Annotated in this window: 19 protein-coding genes; 11 read left to right on the forward strand and 8 right to left on the reverse strand. The window is 67.7% G+C overall.

All coding sequences use genetic code 11. The features are described 5' to 3' along the window. The first annotated feature begins 117 nt into the window (after positions 1-117). Positions 118-2,988, forward strand: a complete 2,871-nt coding sequence (locus O4H32_RS02980) for a S8 family serine peptidase (protein ID WP_269356546.1) — start codon at positions 118-120, stop codon at positions 2,986-2,988. Between the two features lie 77 nt (positions 2,989-3,065). Beyond that, positions 3,066-3,872 (forward strand): glutamate racemase, encoded by an 807-nt coding sequence (gene murI / locus O4H32_RS02985; RefSeq protein ID WP_269356548.1) that lies wholly within the window; start codon positions 3,066-3,068, stop codon positions 3,870-3,872. Between the two features lie 4 nt (positions 3,873-3,876). On the opposite strand, the gene O4H32_RS02990 is transcribed toward murI, so the two are convergent. The 3 genes from O4H32_RS02990 to O4H32_RS03000 all read right to left on the reverse strand — a co-directional run bounded on the left by O4H32_RS02990 (position 3,877) and on the right by O4H32_RS03000 (position 7,547). After that, positions 3,877-5,058 (reverse strand): class I SAM-dependent methyltransferase, encoded by a 1,182-nt coding sequence (locus O4H32_RS02990; RefSeq protein WP_269356549.1) that lies wholly within the window; start codon positions 5,056-5,058, stop codon positions 3,877-3,879. A gap of 158 nt (positions 5,059-5,216) precedes the next feature. Beyond that, entirely contained in the window at positions 5,217-6,812 is a 1,596-nt protein-coding gene (locus O4H32_RS02995) for a DEAD/DEAH box helicase (protein ID WP_269356551.1), read from the reverse strand. A 261-nt stretch (positions 6,813-7,073) separates the two neighbouring features. Then, complete coding sequence (locus tag O4H32_RS03000) at positions 7,074-7,547, reverse strand: Lrp/AsnC family transcriptional regulator (protein WP_269356552.1); 474 nt, start codon at positions 7,545-7,547, stop codon at positions 7,074-7,076. Between the two features lie 234 nt (positions 7,548-7,781). Here O4H32_RS03000 and glmS point away from each other — a divergent pair, with 234 nt between their 5' ends. Next, positions 7,782-9,614 carry a glutamine--fructose-6-phosphate transaminase (isomerizing) gene (glmS, locus tag O4H32_RS03005; RefSeq protein WP_269356554.1) on the forward strand — a complete coding sequence of 611 codons (1,833 nt, stop codon included), beginning with the start codon at positions 7,782-7,784 and terminating at the stop codon, positions 9,612-9,614. Between the two features lie 52 nt (positions 9,615-9,666). On the opposite strand, the gene O4H32_RS03010 is transcribed toward glmS, so the two are convergent. Continuing rightward, the gene (locus O4H32_RS03010; protein WP_269356555.1) at positions 9,667-12,234 is read right to left on the reverse strand and encodes an EAL domain-containing protein; all 2,568 of its coding nucleotides are present in this window, start codon (positions 12,232-12,234) and stop codon (positions 9,667-9,669) included. Positions 12,235-12,323: 89 nt separating this feature from the next. Beyond that, positions 12,324-13,235 (reverse strand): LysR family transcriptional regulator, encoded by a 912-nt coding sequence (locus tag O4H32_RS03015; protein WP_269356556.1) that lies wholly within the window; start codon positions 13,233-13,235, stop codon positions 12,324-12,326. A 161-nt stretch (positions 13,236-13,396) separates the two neighbouring features. Here O4H32_RS03015 and O4H32_RS03020 point away from each other — a divergent pair, with 161 nt between their 5' ends. The 6 genes from O4H32_RS03020 (at position 13,397) to hmgA (ending at position 19,356) form a co-directional block, all read left to right on the forward strand. Further along, on the forward strand, positions 13,397-13,984 hold the full coding sequence (locus O4H32_RS03020) for a TRAP transporter small permease (protein ID WP_269356558.1): 588 nt from the start codon (positions 13,397-13,399) through the stop codon (positions 13,982-13,984). Continuing rightward, complete coding sequence (locus tag O4H32_RS03025) at positions 13,981-15,258, forward strand: TRAP transporter large permease (RefSeq protein WP_269356560.1); 1,278 nt, start codon at positions 13,981-13,983, stop codon at positions 15,256-15,258. Before O4H32_RS03020 ends, O4H32_RS03025 begins: the two co-directional genes overlap by 4 nt. Before the next feature lie 40 nt (positions 15,259-15,298). Continuing rightward, positions 15,299-16,279: a TRAP transporter substrate-binding protein gene (locus O4H32_RS03030; protein ID WP_269356562.1), complete on the forward strand. Its 981-nt coding sequence runs from the start codon at positions 15,299-15,301 to the stop codon at positions 16,277-16,279. A 15-nt stretch (positions 16,280-16,294) separates the two neighbouring features. Continuing rightward, the gene (locus tag O4H32_RS03035) at positions 16,295-17,314 is read left to right on the forward strand and encodes a fumarylacetoacetate hydrolase family protein (RefSeq protein WP_269356564.1); all 1,020 of its coding nucleotides are present in this window, start codon (positions 16,295-16,297) and stop codon (positions 17,312-17,314) included. A 17-nt stretch (positions 17,315-17,331) separates the two neighbouring features. Continuing rightward, a complete protein-coding gene (gene maiA / locus O4H32_RS03040) occupies positions 17,332-17,973 on the forward strand; it encodes a maleylacetoacetate isomerase (protein ID WP_269356963.1) in 642 nt (213 codons plus the stop codon). A gap of 84 nt (positions 17,974-18,057) precedes the next feature. After that, positions 18,058-19,356, forward strand: a complete 1,299-nt coding sequence (gene hmgA / locus O4H32_RS03045) for a homogentisate 1,2-dioxygenase (protein WP_269356565.1) — start codon at positions 18,058-18,060, stop codon at positions 19,354-19,356. A gap of 271 nt (positions 19,357-19,627) precedes the next feature. Here the strand turns inward: hmgA and O4H32_RS03050 are convergent, their stop codons facing one another. Further along, positions 19,628-20,758: a homogentisate 1,2-dioxygenase gene (locus tag O4H32_RS03050; protein WP_269356567.1), complete on the reverse strand. Its 1,131-nt coding sequence runs from the start codon at positions 20,756-20,758 to the stop codon at positions 19,628-19,630. A gap of 76 nt (positions 20,759-20,834) precedes the next feature. On the opposite strand from O4H32_RS03050, the gene O4H32_RS03055 reads away from it, so the two are divergent. Then, complete coding sequence (locus O4H32_RS03055; RefSeq protein WP_269356569.1) at positions 20,835-21,602, forward strand: IclR family transcriptional regulator; 768 nt, start codon at positions 20,835-20,837, stop codon at positions 21,600-21,602. A gap of 22 nt (positions 21,603-21,624) precedes the next feature. Here O4H32_RS03055 and O4H32_RS03060 read toward each other — a convergent pair whose 3' ends face one another. Beyond that, entirely contained in the window at positions 21,625-22,164 is a 540-nt protein-coding gene (locus O4H32_RS03060) for a cytochrome b (RefSeq protein WP_269356571.1), read from the reverse strand. Between the two features lie 109 nt (positions 22,165-22,273). Continuing rightward, a complete protein-coding gene (locus tag O4H32_RS03065) occupies positions 22,274-22,867 on the reverse strand; it encodes a phosphatase PAP2 family protein (RefSeq protein WP_269356573.1) in 594 nt (197 codons plus the stop codon). Between the two features lie 154 nt (positions 22,868-23,021). Here O4H32_RS03065 and O4H32_RS03070 point away from each other — a divergent pair, with 154 nt between their 5' ends. Next, positions 23,022-23,861 (forward strand): undecaprenyl-diphosphate phosphatase, encoded by an 840-nt coding sequence (locus O4H32_RS03070; RefSeq protein WP_269356575.1) that lies wholly within the window; start codon positions 23,022-23,024, stop codon positions 23,859-23,861. Positions 23,862-23,863 lie beyond the last annotated feature (2 nt).

Here is a 23,863-nt window from a genome sequence, read left to right on the forward strand (position 1 = left end):
CCCCGGCGACGACCGTTCCGGCTGCGCAGACGCCTGGCCGCCCTGTTGACAGGGCTTGGGATGTCCGCCGCCGCGCCGGCTGCGCCCGGCGATTTCCTTTTCGACCCGGACGGATTCATGGATGCGGAATTCCGCGCCAGCGGCGCGCTTGAAATGATCGGCGCCCAGTATGCCTATGCGCGCGGTCACACGGGCCAGGGCGTTCTGGTGGCCGTGCTGGATTCGGGACTGTACGCCCGGCATCCCGAATTCGCCGGGCGTGTCGCTGGCGGATGGAATTTCCAGACGGATCAGCCGGCCTGGGATTTCTCCGATACGGAGCTCGAACCCGACGGCCGGCTCAATGGGCACGGCACGCATGTGGCGGGCATCATCGGCGCGGCGCGGGACGGCGCGAAGATGCAGGGCGTGGCCTACGGCAGTCGCTTGCTGGCGGTGCGGCTTGACACGGACCTGGATTGGCTGGGTATCGACTACGCCATCCGGCAGGGCGCCCGGGTGCTGAATGGCAGCTACGGGCCGGATGGCACGCCCCCCATGACCCTCGAGGACGGCAGTCCCAACCCCGGCTATCAGGACAATATCGGCGGACCGCTGCTGCGATATCAGAAAGTGCCGCTCGGCGATCTGCGGACCCAGGTCGCGGCCCTGCGGCGTGCCGCGGCGGCCGACGTCCTGATGGTTTTCGCGGCCGGCAATGATTATGCGGGATACCCCGAGCAGGCATCCCATGTCCTTGGCTACGGCATGTACCACCTGATCACACCGGCGTTCTTCCTCGACAGGCCGGACGGCATCGACCCCATGTTCCGTTTCTGGGATGAGCGCGCGCCTGGCACCGACCCCAAGGATCCCGCGACTTACACGGTCCTGGATTTTGCCGACCCACGCGTCAGCGGCCTGGATTTTTCCGACCTGGGCGGCAGCATGTTGTCGGTGGTGGCCGTGGGACCGACGGGCGAAATCGCCTCTTACAGCAATCGTTGCGGCCAGGCGGCGATGTGGTGCCTGGCCGCGCCGGGCGGGGATCATGCCTCCGTCTCCGGGCCGGAGGCGCCGATCTGGTCTACGCACCCCGATCCCGCCAAGGGTTATTACGACACGATGCAAGGCACGTCGATGGCCGCTCCGGTGGTGGCGGGCGCCGCCGCCGTGCTGCGCCAGGCTTTCCCCTACATGAGTGCGCGCCAGATCATCGAGGTCATCCTCACGACCACGAAGGATGGCGGCATCTATGCGGATCACGATATCTACGGTCGTGGCCTGCTGGATCTGGGGCGGGCGATCCGGGGGCCGGGCGAGTTCGGTGCGGACGGTTTCGCCCCGATGTTCCGGGTCGACACGAAAGGCCACGACTCCTGGTTCGGCAACGACATCGAAGGCGATGGCGGGTTGGTCAAGGTCGGTGCGGGCACGTTGATCCTGGCCGGCGCCAACACTTACACGGGCGATACGATCGTCGAAGGCGGGCGCCTGGCCGTCAATGGCGATATACGCGCATCCGCGTTGACAGTGCGTTCCGGCGGGACATTGGGAGGAACCGGTACGGTGGGCCGGACCGAGGTGTTCGGGCGGGTGGCGCCGGGCAATTCGATCGGTACGCTGACGGTGGCGGGCAATTACGTCCAGGCGCCCGGCTCGGTCCTGGAGATCGAAATCGATGGCGCGGGCCATGCCGATCGGCTGGACATCCAGGGCGATGCCGATCTGCAGGGCGGCGAGGTCCTGGTGCTGGGGCTGCGAGGCGGATCGTTGGGACGCACGATGACCTTCATGACGGTCGCGGGGGCCGTGGCGGGGCCGGGCCTGGCGCTGCGCAATGACTACGTGTTCGCCGATCTGGGCCTGCGCCAGCCGGCGTTGGGGCGGTTCGATCTGACCGTGGCCCGCAATGCCACGTCGTTCGCCTCGTTGGGGCGTACGAGCAACCAGCGCGGCGCGGCGGCGGCGATCGAGTCCATGGGGGCGGGGTCCGTGCCCTACGAGGCCCTGATCGACCTGCGCGACGCCGGCCGGGCGCCGGACCTGTACGACCAGCTGTCGGGTGAACTGCATGCGACCGTGCGCGCGATGATGTTCGAGGATGCGCGTCTGGCGCGCGAAGAGGTCATGGGGCGCCTGACGATGGCGGTCGGACCGGCCGCCGGTGCGGCGGACACATCGGCCGCGCGGGGTGGCAACGGCCTGTGGGGTCGGACGATGGCCGCCTGGAGCCGGCATGATGGCGCCGGCGTGTCACAGGATGCGGATCGCCGGGCGAGCGGCCTGATGATCGGCCGCGATGTGTCGTGGGCGTCCGGCGCGCGGGCCGGCGTGGCGTTCGGTTACACGCGTTCGCGCGTGCGCGCCGAGGCCCGCAACGAGGCGCAACTCGACGGTTACCACGCACTGGCCTACGGCGGCCTGGCTTCCGGCCCCTGGCGCCTGCGTGGCGGGATCGGGCAATCCTGGCATGTGGCTGACACGCGCCGCGAGATAGCCGTGGCGGGTCTGGGACGGCAGACGGCGCGCTATGGCGCCTGGACGACGCAGGTGTTCGCACAGTTCGGATATGTGCTGGCGCCGGGTCCGGTGGAAGTCGAGCCCTATGCGGAGGCGGCGCGGTCCTGGCAGCGTGTGCGCGGCTTTGCCGAGGACGGCGACGCGGCGCTGTCGGGCCATGCCGGCCGGTCCTCGAGCACCGAAACGACATTGGGCGCACGGGCGCGATGGTCCGTGGAGACCCGTGCCGGGGACCTGGATCTGGTGGCGGGCGCGGGGTGGGTCCATGTCTGGGGCGGCCTGTCCCCGAGCGCCCGGCTGGGGTATGCCGGCGGACCTGGATTCGAGGTCTCGGGTGTGCCGGCCCCTCGCAATAGCCTCGCGCTGGAAGCGCGCGCGAGCCTGGCCCGCACGCGGGCGACGCGCGTGGATATCGGCTATGCCGGCCGCCTGGGCGGCGGGGTGCGGGATCACGGCCTGCATGTCCAGGTGAATCACGCATTCTGAGCGCTGGCGGCGCTGCACCGGCATCCCGCTGGCGTCAAAAAAGAGGACAATTCTCTTTTTTCCGCCCAGAATCTCTCATGCTCGAACTGAACGCCGATCCGGACCAGCCTGTCCTCGTCTTCGATTCCGGCATCGGCGGCCTGACCGTGTTGCGCGAGGCCCGCGTGCTGATGCCCGAGCGGCGTTTCGTCTACGTGGCCGACGATGCCGGCTTTCCCTATGGGGGGTGGGCCGAGGACGCCTTGCGGGACCGCATCGTGCGCCTGTTCGCCGACCTGTTGAACGATCATGATCCGGCGTTGTGCATCGTCGCCTGCAATACCGCCTTCACCGTGGCGGGCGCCGCATTGCGCGCGGCCTATCCGGAGGTGACCTTCGTCGGCACCGTCCCCGCCATCAAGCCGGCCGCCGAACGCACGCGCTCCGGGCGGGTGTCGGTGCTGGCGACCCCGGGCACGGTGCGGCGCGACTACACGCGCGATCTGATCCAGTCTTTCGCCTCGCAATGCCATGTGACCCTGGTGGGGTCGCCCCGGCTGGCGCGCATGGCGGAAGCCTACGTCCGCGGCCTGCCGGTGGGCGACGAGGCGGTGGCCGCCGAGATCGGCCCCTGTTTTGTGGAGAGCGGGGGCTCTCGCACCGACATCGTGGTGCTGGCCTGCACGCATTATCCCTTCATGGCCAATGTGTTTCGGCGGCTGGCGCCCTGGCCCGTGGACTGGCTGGACCCGGCCGAGGCCATCGCGCGGCGCGCCCGCAGCCTGCTGCCACGGCATGCCGACGCCCTGCATCCGGCGGAGGACGACACGGCGCTGTTCACCGGCGGCCGACCGGATTTCGCCACGCGGCGGCTGATGAACAGTTTCGGGTTGAAGGTGGCGTAGCGCCCTACAGCCGGTCGCGCCGATCCCCGCGCGCGAAGCCCATCAGGGGCGCCTCCAGGCCCCGGCCGACGGCCAGCACCTTGAACAGTTCGCCCATCTCGGCCTCGGACAGCAGCGTGTTCAGGGCGGTCAGCTGGCGCGCGCGCTGGGCCGGATCTTCGCCGGGCGCCTGGATCAGATCGGTCAGGCCCGCATTCATCAGGAAGCGCGCCTGCGATGTATAGCCCAGCACATCCAGGCCGCCGTCCAGCGCGGCGTCCGCCATGGCGGTGAAGTCCACGTGGGCGGTGATGTCCTGCAGGCCCGCCAGGATCAGCGCCTGGTCGTGGGCATGGTGACGGAAATGGCACATCAGCGTGCCGCGCAGACGCTGGGGGTGGTAGTACTCGGCCCTGGGGAAACCGTAGTCGATCAGCAGGGCGGCGCCTCGCTGCAGCCAGCGGCCCAGGTCCCGGACCCAGGCCTCGGCCTGCGGATTCATTTCGGACTGATAGCCTGCCAGGGGCGGCATGCGGGCGGCCAGCGTGGCCGCTGTGGGCGGCGGCGCCTCGCGCGTCGCCCAGCGGAAGGGCGCGGCGGCCTCGGGCCGTGCGTCCAGGGCGACGCCCAGCAGTTCCGGCACGCCCGCGGCGTTCCAGCGGAACAGGACGGCGGGCATGGCGTCCAGGACTTCATTGGCAACGACGCAGCCGTTGAAGGCAGACGGCAGCGCGTCCAGCCAGCGTACCCGGCCGGCCCAGGCCGACAGGCGGTCCTGCTGGCGGGCACGCAGGTCGGCGGACAGTTCCAGGATCTCGTATTCGACCTCCATGCCCTGATCCTCAAGCGCCGGGATCAGCGCGGCGGCCAGGGCGCCCGAGCCTGCGCCGAACTCCAGGATGCGGTTGGATCCGCTGGCCTCGAGCACCTGTGCGACCTGGCGCGCGAGCGCCCGGCCGAACAGGGGGCTGGTTTCCGGGGCGGTGGTGAAGTCGCCCTCGCGGTGGAATTTGGCGCTGCCGGCGCTGTAGTAGCCCAGGCCGGGCGCGTACAGGGCGGCTTCCATCCAACGCTCGAACGGCAGCCAGCCTCCGGCGTCACGGATGCGTTCCGCGAGCATGGCCTGGACGCGCGCGCCGTGGGCGCGCGCGTCGGCGTCGGGTTCCGGCAGGCCGGAGGGCGTGTGGACGGTGGGTAGTTCGATCATGGCCGAAGACGAGACGAGGCATAGGACAGTCCCCTACGGACTGTCCTATGCCAGACGGGTCGGAGCCGCGTGCAAGCGGCGACGTGTAGGGGTAACGACGACTGTAAAACAAAAGCCCTGGCACGAGGCCAGGGCTGCGGGTCAGCGGACCAAAAAAATCAGGCGAAGCGGGGACGCTGCGCGCGGGGCTGATCCTGGCGATCCTGCCGTTTGAAGGACGGTTTGGCGCCGGTCTTGCCGGCGGCGGGCCGGGCGGTGCGCGGCGCATCGCCGTCGCGGGCCTGGCGCGGCGCGCGGTCGGCCTTGGGGTGGTAGGCGGGACGGCCCTCGCCACGCTCGGGACGCGTGAACGCCGGTTTGTCCTGTTCCCAGGGCTTGCGTGCGCGCGCCGGACGGGCGCCGTCGGCGGTGTGGGTGTCCTGTTGCCAGGAAGGCTTGGAGGCGCGCGCCGGGCGTGTGTCGTCGCCCGCCCGGGCGTCCTGCTGCCAGGGCTTGCGCGCGCGCGGCGCGGCGCCGCTGGCGGGGCCGTCCTTGTGCCACGGTTTGCCGTGGGGCTTGCCGCCTTGCGGCCGGGCGCCGCGGGCGGGCTTGTCCTTGTAGGTGGGACGCACGGACCGCTGCGGTTCCAGGCCGGGGATGGTTTCCATGGGGATGGCCTGGCCGATGAAGTGTTCGATGCGGCGGACCTTGTGGCGCTCGGCGTGCACGGCCAGGGTGATGGCCTGGCCGTCGCGTCCGGCGCGTCCGGTACGGCCGATGCGATGCACGTAGTCCTCGGCCTGCAGGGGCAGATCGTAGTTCACGGCATGGCTGATGGTCTGCACGTCGATGCCGCGCGCGGCCACGTCGGTGGCGACCAGGACGCGAACCTGGCCTTTTTGCATCAGGCCCAGGGTGCGGGTGCGCTGGCGCTGGTTCATGTCGCCGTGCAGGGCGGCGGCGGCGAAGCCCTCTTCCGACAGGTGGTCGGCCAGGTCGTCCGCGCCGCGTTTGGTGGCGGTGAAGACGATGGCCTGGTCCAGGCTGGCGTCGCGCAGCAGGTGGTCCAGCAGGCGCAGCTTGTGGGCCTTGTCGTCCGCGTACAGCAGATGCTGGGTGATGTTCGTGTGCTTCTGGCGATGGGTGGTGATCTCGACGCGCTTGGGATCGTGCATCAGATTTGCCGCCAGGTGGGCGACGGTGCCGTCCAGCGTGGCCGAGAAGAGCAGCGTCTGGCGGTCGTCCGGCGTGCTGCGGACGATGGTCTCGATGTCTTCGATGAAGCCCATGTCCAGCATCCGGTCGGCCTCGTCCAGCACCAGGGTCTGAACGGTGGACAGGTTCACGCGGCGCGCCTGCAGGTGGTCGATCAGGCGGCCCGGCGTGGCGACCAGCACATCGACGCGGCGCGACAGGGACTTGATCTGTGCGCCATAGGGCATGCCGCCGACCACGGTGGCGACCCGCAGGCCGTCGATCTGTTTGCCATAAGCGCGCGCGGCGTCGGCGACCTGCATGGCGAGCTCGCGCGTGGGCGCCAGCACCAGGATCTGGACGCCGCGTCCGCCCGCGCCGGCGCGGTGGCTCAGGCGTTGCAGGGCGGGCAGCATGAAGGCGGCGGTCTTTCCGCTGCCGGTCTGCGAAGACACCATCAGGTCATGACCTGCCAGCGCCTGCGGAATGGCGGCGGACTGGACGGAGGTGGGCGTGTCGATGCCGAGGTCGCGCAGGGCGGCCACGAGCTGGGGGCCGAGCCCCAGGGAGTCGAAGGACATAGGTTTCCTTGCGCCCGCGAGGGCGGGCGGCGTGCTGCGGGGATCGGATGGATGTCCCCGCCGGGTTGTTGTCGCGGATGTCTGCCGGACAAGATCAGTCGCATGTGCCGACCGAATCAACCCAAACGGCACGACAGGCGTGAAACCGAGGTCAGAAGGTCAGAAAACAAGCAATCAGTCAGTATGACATAGGGATTCCCCTAAGTCAATGAGCCGATCGACAGGCGGTCTTGTTCGCTGGATCGTGTCGGGTCCGCTGAGTCAGGGGACCAGCGGAATCCGGGTGTCGAACTTGCTGCGCCGCGTGGCGAAGAAGCTGCGCACGTTGCGCACACGCGGATCGCCCGTCAGGCAGCGCAGCGCCAGGGCCTGGTAGGCCGCCATGTCCGCGACCAGGGCGACCAGCACGAAATCCGGGCCACTGCTGACCCGGTAACATTGCTGGATGGCCGGCTCGGTCAGCAGTTGGGCTTCGAAGGCATCGGCTTGCGCGGCCGCCTGGGCGTCCAGTGTGACCTCGATCAGGACCGTCAGCGTCGCTCCCATGAGGGCGGGATCCAGGATCGCCACCCGGCGCTGGATGATCCCTGCCTGCGTCAGGCGACGCACCCGCCGCAGGCAGGTCGGTGGCGAGGCATGCACGCGCGCGGCCAGGTCCTGGTTGCTGAGGGCGCCGTCCCGCTGCAGGATGTCCAGAATGCGGCGGTCCAGGTCATCGAGTCCGGTCGTGGGCATGGTCATGTTTCGAGGCGCAAGAAGTATGAGAGCGGGCAAACGACAGCGCCCTGTTTTGTTTGTGATCGATGTGTATGCTGATATTTTATGAAATTAAATTTCATTCATTGTGAATGATGAAATTTTATTCCACAAAACCTGGAAAATAGAAATCCGATTTCTATTGTCTCGGTCCAAAATAGCGCAACACCAGGCCGGTACCCGGCCCCTCATTCCGAACCAGGAGCATTCCCCATGTGTGGCATCGTCGGCGCCGTGGCGCAGCACAACATCGTTCCCGTCCTGCTCGAAGGCCTGCGCCGGCTGGAATACCGTGGCTATGACTCCTGCGGCGTGGCTGTGCACACGGGCACCGGGTTGCAGCGGGTGCGCAGCACCCAGCGGGTCGCCGAACTCGCGGCGCAGGCCGCGCAGGATGGCGTCCAGGGCCTGACCGGCATCGCCCACACCCGCTGGGCCACGCACGGCGCGCCACTGACGCACAACGCGCATCCCCATTTCTCCGGTCCTGACCAGAGCGCGCCACGCATCGCGCTGGTGCACAACGGCATCATCGAGAACCACGACGACCTGCGCGCGGAACTGCAGGCCGCCGGTTATGCGTTCCAGAGCCAGACCGACACCGAGGTCATCGCCCATCTGGTGGACCACCTGTACGACGGCGACCTGTATGCCGCCGTGCAGCAGGCCGTGCGCCGCCTGGAAGGCGCCTACGCCATCGCCGTGTTCTGCGCCGAGGAGCCGCACCGCGTGGTCGGGGCGCGCCAGGGCTCGCCGCTGGTCGTCGGGCGGGGCGCCGATGGCAACTATCTCGCGTCCGATGCGCTGGCGCTGGCCGGTACCACCGACCAGATCATGTATCTGGAGGACGGCGACGTGGTGGACCTGCAACTGGCGCGGGTCTGGGTGACGGACGCCCAGGGCGATGCCGTGGAGCGTGCCATCCACACCGTCCAGGTCCATACCGGCGAGGCCGAGCTTGGCCCCTACCGGCATTTCATGCAAAAGGAAATCTTCGAGCAGCCGCGCGCCGTGGGCGACACCTTGCAGGACATCGACGCCATCATGCCGGAACTGTTCGGCGATGGCGCGCACGCCGTGTTCCAGGCGATCGACGGGGTGCTGATCCTGGCCTGCGGCACCAGTTATTACGCCGGCCTGACGGCGCGCTACTGGATCGAGTCCGTGGCGGGCATCCCCGTGAACGTAGAGATCGCCAGCGAATACCGCTATCGCACCAGCGTGCCCGATCCGCGCACCCTGGTCGTCACCATCTCCCAGTCCGGCGAGACGGCCGATACCCTGGCGGCGCTCAAGCACGCGCGCGGCCTGGGCATGGACCAGACCCTGACTATCTGCAACGTGGCCACCAGCGCCATGGTGCGCGAATGCAAGCTGGCCTTCATCACGCGCGCGGGTGTGGAGATCGGCGTGGCCTCGACCAAGGCCTTCACCACCCAGCTGACCGCCCTGTATCTGCTGACGCTGGCGCTGGCCCAGACGCGCGGACGCCTGGACGCCGCCGCCGAGGAACAGGCCGTGAAATCGCTGCGCCACCTGCCGGTCGCCGTGTCCGCCGTTCTGGCGCTGGAACCGCAGATCATCGCCTGGGCAGAACGGTTCGCCAGCAAGGAAAACGCCTTGTTCCTGGGGCGCGGCATGCACTACCCGATCGCCCTCGAAGGCGCGCTGAAACTGAAGGAAATCAGCTACATCCATGCCGAGGCCTATCCCGCCGGGGAACTCAAACATGGCCCGCTGGCCCTGGTGACCGACGCCATGCCCGTCATCACCATCGCGCCGCATGACGAACTGCTGGAAAAGCTGAAGTCCAACATGCAGGAAGTGCGCGCGCGCGGCGGCGAACTGTATGTCTTCGCCGACGCGGATTCCCAGATCGCCAGCGCCGAGGGCATGCATGTCATCCGCATGCCGGAACACTACGGCAAGCTCTCGCCCATCCTGCACACCGTGCCGCTGCAATTGCTGGCTTATCACACCGCCTGCGCGCGGGGCACGGACGTGGACAAGCCGCGCAACCTGGCCAAGAGCGTGACGGTCGAGTGAACGGCGGCGGGACCGTGTCCCGTCCGCGCGCGCCGCGCATGCCGATGACGGCTCAGTGGCCGGACGGTCCCCGTCGCTGACGCACGGAGCCCAGCCAGTCGTCGATCGGCATGGGGCGCGCGAACAGATATCCCTGCATCGCATCGCAGCCATGCCGGGCCAGGAAGTCGGCTTGCGGTTCATCCTCCACGCCCTCGGCGACCACCCAGAAATCCAATTGTCCGGCCATGGCCAGGATCAGCCGTGCGATGGCGATGCTGTCGGGATCGCCGGGCAGGTTGCGGATGAGGCTCTGGTCGATCTTGAGCTCGAAGATCGGCAGGCGCATCAGGCTCGACAGGTTGGAATAGCCGGTGCCGAAGTCGTCGATGGAAAAGCGGATGCCCAGGCGGTTGAGTTCGCGCATGCGCCGCGCCGTGGCCTCGACGTCCTGGATCCAGACGCCTTCGGTGATCTCGAAGATCAGCCGGTTGCCGGGCGCGCCGCTGCGTTTCAGCAAACCGCGCACGGCCTCGCCGAATCCTGGGTCCATCAGGACTTTGGGGCTGATGTTGACTGAAATCGGGTAGGTTTCGTCCAGCCCCTGAAGATCCAGCAAGGCTTGGCAGGCTACGCCCAGTGACCAGTAGGTCAGGTGGTTGATGAGGCTGGTTTCCTCGGCCAGGGGCACGAACAGGGCGGGCGAGACCGGGCCCTGGTCGGGATGCGTCCAACGCGCCAGCAGTTCCGCGCCCGTGATCCGGCCGTCCCGCGCATATTGAGGCTGGATGTGCATGGCCAGCTGGCTGGTGTTCAGCGCCAGGGTCAGATCCTTTTCCATCCACAGGCGTTGCTCGAATTCTGTCTGCAGCGTGTGGTCGTAGAAGACGGTCCGGTTGCCGCCCAGCCGCTTGGCGCGCTGCATGGCCAGGTCGGCCTCGCGGATGGCGTCGCTGGCCGTGGTGCTGCCGGCATGCAGCAGAGTCAGGCCGATGCTGGCGGTGAACACGCAGGCCTGCTCGCCAAGTTCCAGCGGCGTCGAGGCCAGGACGAGCCGGAGCCTTTCCGCGATCTTCAGCGCCCGTTGGGCGCCGGTCTCCGGATCCGGTCCCAATTGCGTGAGCAGTACCATGAATTCGTCGCCGCTGGCGCGCGAAACCATGTCCCGGTCGAGCGTGTGTTCCCGCAGCCGGCGCGCCACCTCCCGCAGCACCTGGTCGCCGATGGTGTGGCTGCGGCTGTCGTTGAGTTTTTTGAAGTCGTCCAGGTCCAGGATCAGCACGGCGGCGCAGCCCGCTTCCAGCCGCCCGCCGGGCAGCGTCTGTTCCAGACGGTCCAGCAGCAGGATGCGGTTGGGCAGGCCGGTCAGCGGATCGTGGAAAGCGTTGTGGCGGGCCAGATCCTCGGCCTGCACGCGGGCGGTGATGTCAGTCAGGATGGTGCAGAACATCCCGGCTGAGCCGTCCGGTTCGCGCAGCGGCAGCTTGAGAGACTGGAACGTGTGGACGCGGCCCGTGCGCGGGGACGGCCGTTGCTCCTGGGTGATGACGCATTCGCCCCGCTTCGGGGCCGGGAGGCCGGCGGCCGGGATGTCATGGGCGTCGATGAGTGCGCGATCCGCCTCCGGCCCGGGCGGATCGAAGAGTTCGCGAAACGGCCGGTTGGCGTAGCGGCGGCGGCCGTCGTCATCTTCGATGCAGATCAGATCGTCGAGATGGTCGAGCACGGTGGTCAGGCGGTGCTCGACCGTTCGCAGGCGCCGTGTCTGATGTCGCGCGTATCCGGCGCAGGCCAGCGCGATCAGTGTCGCCAGGAAGGCCGCCGCCAGGGCCGCCGGTTCGTATTCGAGTGTCCGGGGCGGATCGGCCGGACGCATCCTGGGATTGTCCCATTGGGTCAGGATACGGTAATAGACGGAGTCCGGATCGGCCTTCCAGGCGCCCAGGTGGCGATCGATCGCCCGCAGGACGGCGGCGTGGCGACCTTTCGGCGTGGCGTAATAGAGTCCGGAGGGCAGGAGGATGACGGGCGTGCCCGTCAGGCCGTATTGCGGCGCCGTGATGTTGCCGAAGAAAAAGTCGGCGGCGACGGCGTCGGCCTGGCCCGCCTGCACCTGCTGGAAGCCCTGGACCAGCGTATCCGCTGGAATCAGGCGGGTCCGTACGCCGAGGCCGGGCAGCAGGGTTTCGAGATAGTTGTATTCGATCGAACCGGCCAGTGTGACCAGCCGCCGACCGTCCAGGTCTTCGATGGTCCGGATGCGTTCGTCCGGGCGGACGTAGACCTGGGTCCAGGTTTGCAGCGCGGGAGTCTGGTGATAGTCCAGGAAAGTCGTGCGTTCGGGCGTCAGTGAAGTGGCGGGCAGCAGGTCGATGTCGCCGTTGCGGAGCTTGCGCATGCAGTCCCGCCATTCACAGAGCTCGGTCTTCAGCGTCCATTTTTCCTGGCGTGCGATCTCGGTCAGGATGTTGCCCAGGACGCCGGCCGGCTGCCCGTTGGGGGCGGCCGACAACAGCGGGCCCATGTCGCTGATGCCGATCGTCAGTGTGACCGCCCGGGAGGCGTGCGGGGAGAGGCCGGCCGATCCCAGGAACAAGAACAGGCAGACGCGCGCGCGGAAGGAACGGAGCAGTTTTTTCATCGGCGTTTCCGGTCATGCCGATCGACCGAGATTTGATTATAGGACGTCCGGCAACTCCGATCCTGTGGTTTCGCGGAAGAAACCGCGGCTCATCCAGGCGTTCCCCAGTCCCGCTCGCCCACGTGCTCGTGCAGATGCCGCACGAAAGCCTGGGTGGCCGGAGGCGGGCTGGCGTGCAGGCGGCTGTAGATGAAGAACTGGCGGCGGATCACCGGGTCCAGCAGCGGGCGCATGCGCAGGCCGTACAGGTCCACCAGGGTCCGCGCATAGGGCAGCCCGGCCGTCACGCCCAGCCCCGCGCTGACCATGCTCAAGGCGGTGCTCATGAAGGCGACCTCGTGGCTGGGGTGGATGGCGGGAATGTCGGCCATCCGGTACAGGTCCAGCGCCAGCCGGTCGGTGAACTGGCCTTGCAGGGCGATCAAAGGGTAGCGCACCAGGTCGGTCCAGTGGATGCGCTTGAGCGACTCCAGCGGATGGCCGGGCGGGAACACGGCCATGAAGGGCAGGTCGAACAGCGGGTCGGCCGACAGTTCGGTCAGTCCTTCGCGGTGAGGGCCGATGCTGATGTCCACTTCGCCGCGCACGGCCTGGGTGATGGCATTTTCCACGGCGCAGTCCAGCAGATGCACCTGGATGTCGGGGTGTTCCCGGCGGAAACTGGCGATGACTTCCGGGATCAGGGTGCTGGCCATCAATTGGGGGGCGGCGATGCGCACGATGCCGCGCCGCAGGCGCTTGAGGTTGTCGATGTTTTCCAGCGCGCCGTCCAGGTCGCGCAGGATGCGGGTGGCGACGGAATGGAATTCGCGCCCGACCTCGGACAGCTGGATGCGCCGGGTGTTGCGGTCCACCAGACGCACGCCCAACTGGGATTCCAGTTCCTTGATCAGGCCGCTCAGGGCCGACTGGGTGATGTGCAGGGATTCCGCCGCCCGGGTGAAGCCCCCGGTGCGGGCCAGCGCCGTGAAGGCGCGTAACTGGCGCAGTGTGACTTCCATCGGATCAGCCTATGAATCGATGAATAAAAACTGTTTGAATGATAGCTGGAAACTGCGTCTAATGGGACATCAATCATAAGGATGCGCCGGCGACGCCGCGCCGGCACCCGCATCCGGACCGGAGACAAGGCCATGTCCATTCCCTCGCGCGGTGAGCGCCGATGATCCATCATGCTTCCCGCCTGATCGTCCGGGGATTCGAGATCCTGATCGTCGCCTGCCTGGCGATCATGGGCATCCTGGTCTTCGGCAATGTGGTGCTGCGCTATGCCTTCAACTCGGGCATCGCCATTTCCGAAGAACTGGCGCGCCTGCTGTTCGTCTGGCTGATCTTCATGGGTGCGGTCCTGGCCTCGGCGCGGCGCATCCATATCGGTTTCGACACGCTGCAGCGGGCCGTCGGTCCCCGCGCGCGCCGTGCGTTGGTGGTCTTCACCGGCGCGCTGATCCTGGCCGGCTGCGGGATCTTCATCGTCGGCGGCTGGCGCCAGACCCTGATCAACCTGGGCAACACCTACCCGGTCCTGGGCATTTCCTATGCCTGGCTCTACGGGGCGGCGCTGGTGTTCGGCGTGGCGCTCGTCTTCCCGGTCTGCAACAACATCCACCGGGCGCTGCGCGGCATCGACGATGGGCTGACGGAGGACCTGGCCGACCGGATCGAAGGACTGGCCGGTCGGATCGAGGATGAGTCCGGACCTCGCGCAGTCACTGCGGGCCGCGACGGATCCACGAAGGAGATCAAATGAGCGCTTTGGTCTTCCTCGGCTCGTTGCTGAGCCTGATCGCGCTGGGACTGCCGATCGCTTTCGCCCTGATGTTCGCCGGTGTGGCGCTGATGCTGCTGACCGGGCAGTTCGACGCCCAGATCGTGGTGCAGAACGCCATCTCCGGGGCCGACAATTTCGTGCTGATGGCCGTGCCGTTCTTCATCCTGGCGGGCGAACTCATGAACGCGGGCGGGCTGTCCAGGCGCATCGTCGACATGGCCAGCGCGTTTGTCGGGCATTTGCGCGGCGGTCTGGGCTATGTGGCGATCTGCGCCGGCATCCTGCTCGCCAGCCTGTCGGGGTCCGCCGTGGCGGATACGGCGGCGCTGGCGGCGATCCTGGTGCCCATGATGCGCCAGGCCGGCTACGATCCCGCGCGTGCCTGCGGCCTGATGGCCGCCAGCGGCATCATTGCGCCGGTCATCCCGCCCTCGATCGGTTTCCTGATCTTCGGCGTGGTGGCCAACGTGTCGATCACACGCCTGTTCCTGGCCGGCATCGTGCCCGGCGTCCTGATGGGGCTTTTCCTGACTACCGCCTGGTGGTTCGTCGCCCGGCGGCAAAAGGCGTCCCTGACGCCCCGGGTGCCCTGGCGGCAGCGGCTGCGGCTGCTGGGGCGGGGCGGCTGGGCGCTGATGTTGCCGGTCATCATCATCGGCGGCCTGCGGTTCGGGATCTTCACGCCGACCGAGTCCGCCGTGGTGGCGGCCGCCTACGCGCTGTTCGTCGGCCTGGTGGTGTATCGGGAGCTCGACCGGCGCAAGATCTACGAATGCCTGCTGTCCACGGCGCAGACGACTTCGGTCGTGCTGCTGCTGGCCGCGCTGGCGATGGTCGCGTCCTACATGATCACCATCACCGACATCTCCGGCCAGGTGGGCGTCTGGCTGCAGGGCTTGTCGGATCATCCGACTGTCCTGGTGGCCGCCATGATGGTGGTGGTGTTCTTCGCCGGCATGGTGCTGGACTTCATTCCCATCGTGCTGATCTTCACGCCGGTCTTCCTGCCGATCGTGCAGGCGGCCGACATCGATCCCGTGTATTTCGGCGTGATCTTCATCATGAACTGCTCGATCGGCATGATCACCCCGCCCGTGGGCGTGGTGCTGAACGTCGTCGGGACCGTGGGCAAAGTGTCCATGGCCCAGGCCACGCGCGGCATTGCGCCGTTCCTGTTGGCGCTGGTTTCGTTGCTGATCGCCCTGATCCTGTTCCCCGAACTGGTGACCGTGCCCGCCCAATGGTGGCGATAGCGGCCGGCGCCCCATCCGATTCCCCCCAAGGAGACACTCCATGAAAATCCGCACCCCCTTGCTCGTCGGCCTGCTGGCCGCGACGCTGTCCGGTTCCGCCTGGGCGGCCGTCACCGCGAAATTCGCCGTGACCTTGCCGGAGAAATCCCATCAGGGTCAGGGCGTGGCCAAGTTCGTCGAACTGGTCAAGGCCAAGAGCCACGGCGAGATCGACATCAAGCCCTATTACAGTGGCGCGTTGGGCAACGACGTGCAGGTGACCTCCGCCCTGCAGGGCGGCACGATCGAGTTCACCGTGCCCCAGACCACCACCCTGACCGGCATGGTCAAGGCCTACGAGATCCTGGATTTCCCCTTCCTGTTCAAGAACAGCGAACAGGCGGAAAAGGTGCTGGACGGCCCGGTGGGGCAGAAACTGCTGGAGACCCTGCCCGCGCACGGCCTGGTGGGCCTGGCTTATTGGGAAAACGGTTTTTTCAACGCCACCAACAGCAAGCATCCGATCGCCAAGGCCGAGGACTTCGAGGGTCTGAAGTTCCGTTCGATCCAGGCGAAGATCACCCAGGAAACCATCAAGGCCCTGGGCGCCAATCCGGTGCCGCTGGCGGTGCCCGAGCTCTACACCGCGCTGGAGACCCGCACCATCGACGGCCAGGGCACGCCCAACGCCGTGATCGCCGCGCTCAAGCTCTATGAAGTGCAGAAATACCTGTCCATTACGCGTCACAGCTATGGCGCGTTCATCCCGCTGGTGTCCAAGGTCTTCTGGGACAAGCTGACTCCCGAGCAGCAGAAGATCCTGAAGGACTCCGCCGTCGAGGCCCGGACTTATCAGCGCCAGGTGGCACGCGCCCAGGCGCAGTCGGCCAAGGAAACCATGGCCAAGCACGGCATGGAGATCAACGAGGTCAGCGACGCCGAGCACGACCGCATGCGTGAACGCGTCCAGCCGGTGTGGCAGATGTTCATCCCCAGCGTGGGCCAGGATCTGTTCGACCAGGTCCAGGCCGAACTGAAGTAAGCCGGTGGAGTCCCCATGAAGCTTGCCACCTTGAAAAACGAGTCGCGCGACGGCCGCCTGGTCGTCGTCTCCCGGGATCTGACGCGCTGCGTCGCCGTGCCCGAGATCGCGCCCACCCTGCAGGCGGCGCTGGACGAATGGGATGCCTGCCTGCCGGGCCTGCGCGCCGCCTACGACCGGCTCAATTCGGGCCAGGACGGTGCGGCCCGCCCCTTCGATCAGGCGGCCTGCCATTCGCCGCTGCCGCGCGCCTACCAGTGGGCGGACGGATCGGCCTATCTGAACCACGTGGAGCTGGTGCGCCGCGCCCGCAACAGCCAGGTGCCGGAATCCTTCTTCACCGATCCCTTGATGTACCAGGGCGGTTCGGACAGTTTCATCGGCCCGCGCGATCCCATCGTCGCCGACACGGAGGACTGGGGGATCGACATGGAGGCCGAGGTCGCCGTCGTCACGGGCGACGTGCCCATGGGGGCGCGCCCGGCGGACGCAGCCGGCGCGATCCGCCTGTTGATGCTGGTCAATGATGTGTCCCTGCGCGGCCTGATCCCGGGTGAACTGGCCAAGGGCTTCGGTTTCTTCCAGTCCAAGCCGGCCAGCGCGTTTTCCCCGGTCGCCGTCACGCCCGACGAGCTGGGGCCGGCCTGGCGCGACGGCAAGGTCCACCTGCCGCTGCGGGTCGAGCTGAACGACGAGCCCTTCGGCTGTCCGGACGCCGGCCAGGACATGAGCTTCGACTTCCCGCAATTGATCGCGCACGCCGCCCGCACGCGGCGGCTGGCGGCCGGGACGATCATCGGTTCGGGAACGGTGTCCAACAAGCAGGGCGGACTGCACGGTTCCAGCATCCGCAATGGCGGCGTGGGCTATTGCTGCATCGCCGAGGTCCGCATGTACGAGACCATCGAGGGCGGCGCCCCGACCACGCCCTTCATGCGCTTCGGTGACCGCGTGCGCATCCACATGAGCGACGTCCGGGGCGAGGACATCTTCGGCGTCATCGAGCAGACGGTCGAGCGCCGACCGGGCGCGTGAAGGGAGCCGGACCCATGCTGGAACTCTATTCCTATTTCCGCAGTTCGGCGGCCTACCGTGTCCGCATCGCGCTGTGCCTGAAAGGCCTGGACTACCGGATCGTGCCCGTGCATCTGCTGCGCCATGGCGGCGAGCAACTGGGTGACGACTACCGGCGCCGCAACCCTGAAGGCCTGGTGCCGGCGCTGGACGAGGACGGCCGGATCCTGACCCAGTCCCTGGCGATCATGGAATACCTGGACGAAACGCATGGTCCCGCCACCCTGCTGCCGGCCGACGCGCCGGGCCGCGCCCGCGTGCGCGCCCTGGCGCTGCATGTCGCCTGCGACATTCATCCGCTGAACAACCTGCGCGTCCTGCGCTGGTTGGCGCACGAACTGAAGGTCGAGCCCTCCGCGCGCGACGACTGGTACCGGCATTGGGTGGAACTGGGTTTTCGCTCGCTGGAGGCCCAGTTGCAATCGCCCGCGACGGGGCGCTGCTGCCATGGCGACGCACCGGGCCTGGCCGATTGCTGCCTGGTGCCCCAGGTCTACAACGCGCGCCGCTATGATGTGGATCTGTCGGCCTTTCCAACCATCGAACGGATCGCGGCGCATTGCGAATCGCTGCCGGCCTTCCAGGCCGCGCGTCCGGACGCGCAGCCGGACGCCGAATGACGGGACGCCGCCCGCGGATGCGGGACGCGGACCCGCCGGCCCGGCGCGCGTGAGGCGGCCGGCCGTGTTTTTCAGGAAATCATCATGAGCACGACACCCACCCTGGACTATCAGAGCGGATTCGGCAACGAGTTCGCCACCGAGGCCCTGCCCGGCGCGTTGCCGGCGGGACGCAATTCCCCCCAGCGGGCTCCCTACGGCCTGTATGCCGAACAGTTGTCGGGCACGGCGTTCACGGCGCCGCGCCACGCCAACCGGCGGTCCTGGCTGTACCGCATCCGGCCGGCGGCCACGCACGGGCCGTTCGAGCCGTCCTCGGCGGGAGCGCGCTGGCTGAGCCGCTACGACGAGGTCCCCACGCCGCCGGACCCGCTGCGCTGGGATCCCCTGCCCATGCCCGAAGACGGCACGGCCACGGATTTCGTGGACGGCATGGTGACCATGGGCGGCAACGCCGGCTGCGGCATCCACCTGTACGCCGCCAACCGCTCGATGCGGGACCGGTATTTCTACAATGCCGACGGCGAATTGCTGATCGTGCCGCAGATGGGGCGCCTCGAACTGGCGACCGAACTGGGCGTGCTGTGGATCGAACCGCAGGAAATCGCGGTCATCCCGCGCGGTGTGCGCTTCCAGGTCCGCCTGCCCGACGGCGCGGCGCGGGGGTATGTGTGCGAGAACCCCGGCGCGCATTTCCGGCTGCCCGACCTGGGCGTGATCGGTTCGAACGGACTGGCCAACCCGCGCGATTTCCTGGCGCCCGTGGCCGCCTACGAGGACCTCGAGGGCGACTTCGAATTGCTGGCGAAGTTCCAGGGACGTTTCTGGCGCGCCCGGATGGACCATTCACCCCTGGATGTGGTGGCCTGGCACGGCAACGACACGCCGTACAAGTACGACCTGCGCCGCTTCAACGCGATCGGCTCGATCACGTACGACCATCCGGATCCGTCGATCTTCCTGGTGCTGCACGCGCCCGGCGCCGTGCCGGGCGTGGACACCATCGATTTCGTCGCCTTCGCCCCGCGCATCCTGGCGATGCGGGACACGTTCCGGCCGCCCTGGTTCCACCGCAACCTGGCGGGCGAGTTCATGGGGCTGGTGCATGGCCGCTACGATGCCAAGGCCGAAGGCTTCCAGCCCGGCGGCGCGTCCTTGCACAACACCATGACGGGCCATGGCCCGGACGCCGAGACCTTTGCCAAGGCCAGCGCGGCGGACACGTCCCGGGCCGACTATATCGCCGACACCATGGCGTTCATGTTCGAAACGCCGGTGGCGATCCAGGCCACGCGCCAGGCCCTGGAATCGCCGCAGCGGCAGCGGGAATACTACCGCTGCTGGCAGGGGCTGAAGAAGCACTTCGATCCGGCAAAGCGGTAGGCTTGGGTTCCTAAGACGGGAAGCCGAATGGGGGGCATGACGCCGCCCGACTCGGCGGTCCTCCCTGCGGTCGGACTGCCCGGCCCTTCCTCGTCCGAGCGGGCGGCGGGCAAACTCGGCCTGCGGCCTCAGACAGTGCCCGCCTTGTTCCCCGCTCTCCCTTCGGAAGCCGCCGGCGCCTCATACGGTCGCGCCACGCCCCCCACTCGACTTCCCTCGATCTATTTCGAGCGACGGGAGCGGGAGGGGGGACTCCCTTACGAACCCAGGCTCACTCTTTCCACGAATCCAGGTACCCCGGCACCTTCACGCCTTCGGGGAACGTATCCAGTTCCAGCGGATAGCGCGAATCGATCATCACCGCGACCTCGTCGGTGTATTTGCGCTCACCCTTGTTGTTGGCCGCCGCGGCCGCGAAGGCCTTGGGGTGCGGACCGTGGTGGAAGCCCGAGGGGTGCAGCGTGAACATGCCCGGCTTGATGTTGTCGCGGCTGAAGAAATTCCCCTGGTGGTAGAAGATCGATTCGTCGAACTCGTCGTTGTTGTGATAGAAGGGCACCTTCAGCGCGCCCGGATCGCTTTCGATGGGGCGCGGGGCGAACGTGCAGACGATGATGGTGTTCGAGAGGAAGGTCGCATGCACTGTCGGCGGCAGGTGATAGCGGTCCGACAGCAGTTCGCGGATGTCGCGCCAGTTCAGCTTCACCGGCACGCAATCGCCGTGCCAGCCGGCCGTGTCCAGGAAGTTGTAGGGGAAGGTCACCGTCGTGACCTGCTGGCGGCGCTTGGCGCGCACCCGGGTTTCATGTTCGCCGTATTGGGCCTTGTAGGCCTCGTCGATCTTCGGCGTGTCCAGCACGGCCAGGTCGAACTGCGCGTGGCGGCCGGTGATGCCGCGTTCCGGCAACTGGAACAGGTCCTCGGTGGCCTCGATCGTCAGGACTTCGTTGCGCACCGAGGTTTCCAGGCGCCAGGTCGTGCCGCGCGGGATGTTGATGTAGTCGCCCTCCCGGTAGCTCATGTGGCCGTAGTCGCAGAAGAATTCGCCTGCGCCCCGGTGGAAGAACAGGATCATGTCGCCGTCGCCGTTGCGCGCCAGGTCCGGCATGGAGACGTCGAATTTCCAGAAACAGACCTGGGTCTGGCCGTTGTGCATGAAGCGCCGCGCCTTCCAGGGGCATGGGGCGCTGTCGTCCAGGCGGTTCAGGTCCAGCAGGGTGAGCTCCAGGGGGCCTTCCCATTTTGTCCAGCCGGTGGGCTTGTGCGTGTGCAGGATGTGGCTGGCCGGGCCGAAGAAGCCGTTGCGGCCATGTTCGCGTTCGTACAGGCCGTCGGGGATGTCGCAGTGGGCCTGGCGGGTATGGATGCCTTCGGCCTTGGGGAAGGTGATCGGGTTCTTCATCAGGGTCTCCGATAGTGTTATGAATTAGTTAACAATGTTATTATTTAAACAACAACGTCAATCTAAGGCCTGACGAATGATGCGTCCAACAGTTTTTCCCCATGAATCGATCGGCCCGGCTTCTGCCGACGCGGGCGGATGGCCCGGCGAGGTCCAGGGCATCCAGTCGGTGGAGGTGGGCCTGGACTTGTTTCGGCGACTGGTGGACGGGGGCGCGCCGTGCGGCTTGTCGGACCTGGCCCGGCGGGCGGGGATGCATCGGGCCAAGGCTTACCGCTATCTGGTCAGCCTGGCGCGCGCAGGCTGGGTCAGCCAGGACGCGCGCACGGGCCAATACGACGTCGGTCCCGCCGTGCGCGATCTGGCGCTGTCCTGGCTGTCACGCCAGGATCCGCTGCGGTTGGCGGGGGAAGAGGCGCGCGCGCTGGCGCAGGCGCTGGGGATAACCTGCTTCGTCGCGCTGTGCGGTCAGGGCGGGGTGACCGCCGTCCGGGTCTGCCAGCCTGGCCAGGGGGTGTCCGTCGGCGTGGCCGAAGGCGCTCTCTTCGATCTGGAGTCTTCGGCCACGGGGCGCGTCTTCGCCGCCTGGCAGGATCCGCCGTCGCGGCGGCTTCCCGCCGCTGTGCGGCGCGGGATCCGCTCGCGCGGCCTGGCGATGGTGGAAGGCGAACATGTGCCGGGCATCAACGCGATCAGCGTGCCGGTGTTCGACGCGCAGGGCCACCTGCTGCTGGCACTGACGCTGGTGGGATACGCCGCCTCCCTGCCGGCCGATCTCGACGGCTCGGCCGCCGAGGCGCTGCGCGCGGCCGGTCGGCGGGTGTCCTCGGTGCTGGGGGGCTAGCCCCCGGCGGCGGTCCGCACCCTCAGGTGCGCAACGGCAGCATCCGGCGCAGGGTGTCGTCCCGGCTGATGTAGTGATGCTTCAGCGCGGCCAGGGCATGCAGGCCGATCAAGGCATAGCCGGCGTTGGCGATCAGTTCGTGGGTGTCGAGCACGGTCTCGCCCAGCGCCTTGTCCACCCCGGTCAGGGCTGGCAGCGCGATGCCCCAGACATGGACCGTGCCGCCGTAGGCATTGATGCCGAACCAGGCCAGCAGGGGCAGGGCGATCAGCATCGCATACAGCGCCACATGCGTCAGCCGGGCGACGATGCGTTCCCAGGCGGCGGGCTCGGGTGTGATGGCGGGGCTGCGCTGGAACAGGCGCGTCGCCAGGCGGACCAGGGTCAGCGCCAGGATGGTCAGGCCGAACGAGAAGTGCATCATTTTCATGAAGGCGCGTTCGGGGCTGTCCTTGGGGAAAAAGTCCTTGAATTCCATCATGGCGTAGACCACGATGATCAGGAGCAGGGTGATCCAGTGCAGGCTGATGGACAGGCGGTTGTAGCGGGCGGGTGCGGACATGGCGCGGATTCCGTGGGGCGATTTGCAACGGCGACATGATCGCCCGCGCCGCATGAACCGAAGATGAACGAGGACGGAGGCGCGGCCCGGGCCGCGCGGGCGCGTCGTCTCAGGCGCGAGCCCAGCCCAGGCGGATCGGCCAGGCGAAGACGAGGCGGTAGGCGGGCTCGATGCCGCGTCGCAACACCGGGATCAGCGTGCCACGCAGCGGCAGGCCGATCCCCGCGGCCACCAGGCCCGTCAGCAGGGCGCCGGCCATGTCCAGCGGGAAATGGATGCCCATGTAGATGCGCGCCCAGGCGATCGGCAGCGCGGCCAGCGCCAGGATCCAGGCGGCCTTGCGGCGGGCCGGATGCAGGGCCAGGCCGGCGCAGACCGCCCAGGCGAAGCTCAGGTGGTTGCTGGGAAACGAGGCGGTCGGCGCGTGGGGAATGTACTGGTGCCCCAATCCGACGACGAACGGGCGCGGGTGGAACCAGGCCTTGGAGATCGCCCAGGACAGCAGCATGGCGATGGCCGCGCTGACGGTCGCCTGCAGCAGGGCTTCACGCCCGGCGGCGTCGGACCGCAGCCAGCTCAGTGCCAGGTAGAGGGGAAACAGATAGATCAGGCCGTTGGACAGGACGCGACCCAGCAGCAGGGCGGCGGCCGAAGGGTCGCTGGCGTTGATCCACAGGAACAGGGTGTCGTTCAGGGCTTCCATGCGGACGGTAACAATAGTGTCATGCCGGGCGGGTAGCATAGCATCGGCCCGGTCCGGCCAGCGTATCGAGATGATGCGGGACGCATGGCCCGGATCGGCGGCTCGGGGCTGCTATAACACCGCTTCCTCACCCTTGCATGAAAGATACCCTGTCATGAACAGCGCGAACATGTGGCTGGATGCCACGATCCTGGGCCTGGTCCAGGGACTGACCGAATTCCTGCCGATTTCCTCCAGCGCCCACCTGCGTATCCTGGGGCCGCTGCTGCCCTCGGGAGGAGATCCGGGGGCGGCTTTCACGGCGATCACCCAGATCGGCACCGAGACCGCCGTGCTGCTGTATTTCCGCCGCGACATCCTGCGTATTCTGCGTGCCTGGCTGGCCGCGCTCGTCACGCCCGCGCGCCGCGCCGACCCGGACGCCCGCATGGGCTGGCTGATCCTCATTGGCACGCTGCCCATCGCGGTGCTGGGCCTGTTGTTCAAGGACGCGATCGAGGGCGGTTTGCGCAATCTGTACATCACGGGGACGGTATTGGCGCTGTTCGCGCTCATCCTGGGCGCGGCCGACCGGATCGGCGGCAAGCGGCGAGAACTGAAGGAACTGGGCTGGGGCCATGGACTGCTGTTCGGCTTCGCGCAGGCGCTGGCGCTGATTCCGGGCGTGTCGCGTTCGGGCGGAACGATCACGGCGGGGCTGCTGCTGGGCTATACCCGCGAGGCTGCGGCGCGCTACTCATTCCTGCTGGCGCTGCCGGCGGTGTTCGCCGCCGGTTTCTACCAGCTTTTCCGCAGCTGGGGGCAGGCCGGACCGATCGCGGCCGGCCCGACGGCCTGGGCCACGCTGGTCGCCTTCGGCGTGGGGTATGGCGTCATCGTCGTCTTCCTGCGGTTCATTTCCACCCACAGCTACCTGCCGTTCGTGCTCTACCGCGTCGCGCTGGGCGCGCTGGTGCTGGCGCTGCTGGCGGCCGGCGTCCTCAGTCCGCTCTGAGG

The sequence above is a fragment of the Castellaniella denitrificans genome, from assembly GCF_027214045.1.
GTDB lineage: Bacteria > Pseudomonadota > Gammaproteobacteria > Burkholderiales > Burkholderiaceae_B > Castellaniella > Castellaniella denitrificans_A.

What these genes read in the sequence shown, in the direction of transcription:
- O4H32_RS02980 (WP_269356546.1), top strand. Translation starts at nt 118, where the DNA reads ATGGATGCGGAATTCCGCGCCAGCGGCGCGCTTGAAATGATCGGCGCC.
- murI (WP_269356548.1), top strand. Translation starts at nt 3,066, where the DNA reads ATGCTCGAACTGAACGCCGATCCGGACCAGCCTGTCCTCGTCTTCGAT.
- O4H32_RS02990 (WP_269356549.1), bottom strand. Translation starts at nt 5,058, where the DNA reads ATGATCGAACTACCCACCGTCCACACGCCCTCCGGCCTGCCGGAACCC.
- O4H32_RS02995 (WP_269356551.1), bottom strand. Translation starts at nt 6,812, where the DNA reads ATGTCCTTCGACTCCCTGGGGCTCGGCCCCCAGCTCGTGGCCGCCCTG.
- O4H32_RS03000 (WP_269356552.1), bottom strand. Translation starts at nt 7,547, where the DNA reads ATGCCCACGACCGGACTCGATGACCTGGACCGCCGCATTCTGGACATC.
- glmS (WP_269356554.1), top strand. Translation starts at nt 7,782, where the DNA reads ATGTGTGGCATCGTCGGCGCCGTGGCGCAGCACAACATCGTTCCCGTC.
- O4H32_RS03010 (WP_269356555.1), bottom strand. Translation starts at nt 12,234, where the DNA reads ATGAAAAAACTGCTCCGTTCCTTCCGCGCGCGCGTCTGCCTGTTCTTG.
- O4H32_RS03015 (WP_269356556.1), bottom strand. Translation starts at nt 13,235, where the DNA reads ATGGAAGTCACACTGCGCCAGTTACGCGCCTTCACGGCGCTGGCCCGC.
- O4H32_RS03020 (WP_269356558.1), top strand. Translation starts at nt 13,397, where the DNA reads ATGATCCATCATGCTTCCCGCCTGATCGTCCGGGGATTCGAGATCCTG.
- O4H32_RS03025 (WP_269356560.1), top strand. Translation starts at nt 13,981, where the DNA reads ATGAGCGCTTTGGTCTTCCTCGGCTCGTTGCTGAGCCTGATCGCGCTG.
- O4H32_RS03030 (WP_269356562.1), top strand. Translation starts at nt 15,299, where the DNA reads ATGAAAATCCGCACCCCCTTGCTCGTCGGCCTGCTGGCCGCGACGCTG.
- O4H32_RS03035 (WP_269356564.1), top strand. Translation starts at nt 16,295, where the DNA reads ATGAAGCTTGCCACCTTGAAAAACGAGTCGCGCGACGGCCGCCTGGTC.
- hmgA (WP_269356565.1), top strand. Translation starts at nt 18,058, where the DNA reads ATGAGCACGACACCCACCCTGGACTATCAGAGCGGATTCGGCAACGAG.
- O4H32_RS03050 (WP_269356567.1), bottom strand. Translation starts at nt 20,758, where the DNA reads ATGAAGAACCCGATCACCTTCCCCAAGGCCGAAGGCATCCATACCCGC.
- O4H32_RS03055 (WP_269356569.1), top strand. Translation starts at nt 20,835, where the DNA reads ATGATGCGTCCAACAGTTTTTCCCCATGAATCGATCGGCCCGGCTTCT.
- O4H32_RS03060 (WP_269356571.1), bottom strand. Translation starts at nt 22,164, where the DNA reads ATGTCCGCACCCGCCCGCTACAACCGCCTGTCCATCAGCCTGCACTGG.
- O4H32_RS03065 (WP_269356573.1), bottom strand. Translation starts at nt 22,867, where the DNA reads ATGGAAGCCCTGAACGACACCCTGTTCCTGTGGATCAACGCCAGCGAC.
- O4H32_RS03070 (WP_269356575.1), top strand. Translation starts at nt 23,022, where the DNA reads ATGAACAGCGCGAACATGTGGCTGGATGCCACGATCCTGGGCCTGGTC.